Source organism: Shigella sp. SIG6 (assembly GCF_053555815.1).
Genome location: NZ_JBQZXC010000232.1, coordinates 1 through 2,407, shown reverse-complemented (window position 1 = coordinate 2,407; position 2,407 = coordinate 1). Strand labels below are relative to the sequence as shown.

The 2,407-nt window shown below is 47.7% G+C and carries 3 protein-coding genes and 2 pseudogenes; 1 reads left to right on the top strand and 4 read right to left on the bottom strand.

The genetic code is table 11. The annotated features are described in order from the left end of the window. Nucleotides 1-668: PBSX family phage terminase large subunit (locus tag ACUU1M_RS19770; protein ID WP_449144765.1), on the bottom strand; the 668-nt coding region annotated here is incomplete at its 3' end. Continuing rightward, nucleotides 619-1,383, bottom strand: a complete 765-nt coding sequence (locus ACUU1M_RS19765) for a hypothetical protein (RefSeq protein WP_001108109.1) — start codon at nt 1,381-1,383, stop codon at nt 619-621. The genes ACUU1M_RS19770 and ACUU1M_RS19765, both read right to left, overlap by 50 nt. A 194-nt stretch (nt 1,384-1,577) precedes the next feature. On the opposite strand from ACUU1M_RS19765, the gene ACUU1M_RS19760 reads away from it, so the two are divergent. After that, entirely contained in the window at nt 1,578-2,090 is a 513-nt protein-coding gene (locus ACUU1M_RS19760; RefSeq protein WP_011069285.1) for a DedA family protein, read from the top strand. A gap of 88 nt (nt 2,091-2,178) precedes the next feature. Here the strand turns inward: ACUU1M_RS19760 and ACUU1M_RS19755 are convergent. Together ACUU1M_RS19755 and rz1 are read right to left on the bottom strand one after the other, a co-directional pair. Then, nucleotides 2,179-2,319: pseudogene (locus ACUU1M_RS19755) on the bottom strand (lysis protein); the annotation flags it as partial. Then, a pseudogene (gene rz1 / locus ACUU1M_RS19750) lies at nt 2,304-2,387 on the bottom strand (lysis system o-spanin lipoprotein Rz1); the annotation flags it as partial. The pseudogenes ACUU1M_RS19755 and rz1, both read right to left, overlap by 16 nt. Nucleotides 2,388-2,407 lie beyond the last annotated feature (20 nt).

Sequence of the window (2,407 nt, the reverse complement as noted above, 5' to 3'; positions counted from 1 at the left end):
ATTGCCGCATCATCATCAGACTCCGGAACGCCCTCATACACATGTTTAAAACCATCCGGATCACGGCGTCGCGCCGCGTCGATAACCTTAAGCATGGTGTCAGACAGAAACGGATTTTCGTCATAGTTAATTTTGCGGATGAGAGTGCCTTCGGGCGGATCAACAACGAAGTTGCGCCAGACGAAATCAGTAACAAGTCCGGGGTTGAATATGAACCAGCATTCCGAACCCTCTTTACGGATCGTTGGCTCCAGAATTTTCCACTGGTATTCCGTCAGTGCGTGGGCTTCTTCCAGCCACAACACATCGATCCCCTCCAGTGACTTAATTTCTTCGATGTTGCGCCATAATCCATAAAAAACAAATTCCGAGCCAGTAACCCGGTTAATGATTTTGTTGTTCAGAATACGGAAACGGTGCCGCAGACCAAACCTGTCTATCTGAATTTTGAGCAGGGTATACACCGACTCTTCGATTTTATTCTGGATCTGACGGGCACAACAAAAACGCAGGGTGTATTTATTCGACAGAAATATGGCAATGCCAGCGGCATCCCATGATTTTGACGATGACCGACCACCATAAAGCACTTTGTTACGTGCCCGCATAGTCCAGAAACTACGTAAAGCCGGATTCAGCGTCGGTTTGGATGTCAGAGTAGAAGTCATTGAGGTCACGCTCTCCATTGCCATCATCAATACCTGCATCACGGCGAAGACGATCAGCCTCCAGAGACACCTTATCAGTGGCGGCCTTGCGGTAGGCTGTATCAGCAAATATTTTTCCTACCGTCGCAAGCGTGCCAACGATGGACTCAATACGAACTGTATTGCGCATCATTGCTTTCTCGGCGGCGCTGATATTTTCAATCAGCATCTTCCTTTCCTGGTCCCCATTAGCATCTTCCAGCGACACCAACCACCGACCAATATTCTCTGCAGCGACAAGGTTGTTAGCACGAAGGCGAAATAATTCGTCCTCGAGCGTCAACGCTTTAGCGTCCTCTATCACCTCATCTTTGAGCAGAAGGCGACGGGCATAACCACCGTGTTTTAATGCCTGCTGGTTACCGGGTTGGAATGGGTTAGTCGGGGGATCGGTACGCATTCCGCGTATCGGTTTCGTATCCGGTGTAGATTCTGTTTTTAGTTGCGTACTTTTTTGTGTAAGGCCAGTAATGGCAGGCTTTCTGCTGGTACGCACTTTCCTTTTTTGCGTACCATTTTTGCAAACCTGCGTACCGCCATTGCGTGCCCAACCAAGCTTTTTGGCCCTCTTCCTGATAGCCCCTTCTGTAACGCCGTATTTCTCGCCTATATCACGGAGGCTAAGGACTCCGGCCCGGTATGCCGATTCGATGGCCTCCCAGTCCGGTTTTGCCATGATTATGCTTCCTGTGATTTACTGTTATCGCTGCCTGTCACAATAGGTTGCTTTAATTCTTCCTCATCACTCACTCCTGCGACGCTCCGTGGCAGGGCCCCCCACAGGAGTACCTTGTAAATGTAAGGTGTTTAAGCCTAAATTAAGTCGTATCACGGTTAAATAGCAAAGAAAAATTCACAGAAGGAAAGACATTGATGGAGTGGATAAATGCTTTGATGAACTATTTTGTACTTCATCCATATCGCCTATGGGGGCTTCTTTTTATAATAGCGTTCACAAAATCCACTTTACTCATTTCGGCGATATTGCCACCAGCATCAATTATGATGGCCACTGTAATTACAGTCAGCAAGACGACTCTTTCACCATGGGAAGCTGGAATCACGGTCATGAGTGGCGCATGGTGCGGTACTATCGTTAATTACCATCTTGGTATAATAATTGGGCATATCCCTCAACTTGCATGTATAATATCGAGCCGTTCCAATACAATAGAACGGGTTCGCCTTCAGTTGCAAAATAACTCTGTGTCAATACTTTTCACTTCGCGCTTTATCGCCGTGCTGCGTTACATTGCTCCTTTGGTGGCAGGAATGTTGCAACTTCATCCAGTGAAAGTGTATACAGTGAGTCTGATTTCAGCTGCTAGCTGGTCAGCACTTTATGTTGGTAGTTTTAGCTTCGTGTTGCCTTTTTTTAGCTAAACTGCCCATAAAAAGCTCTTGCGAATCCAGCTTCCCCCATTCCTCTGACAACAGAATCTGATTTGAAGGATAATGAGTAAAATTACCGCTACCCCCCAAGGCATTGGATCCTGATGTACTCCTGAAGCATTCTCAATGCTGTCTGGTCGCTGATGATTCCGTCCCGGATACCGAGAACGTTTCGTCCAGCAACTGGAGAGAGTTCGACGGTGGCATCATTGCCCATGCCGGAGGCGCTGGAGGTTTCGGCTGAGGATGGCACAGGGCATTTTCCTTTGACGAGCACCCGACCACCATTATCAAGCTTGCGCCGAAGA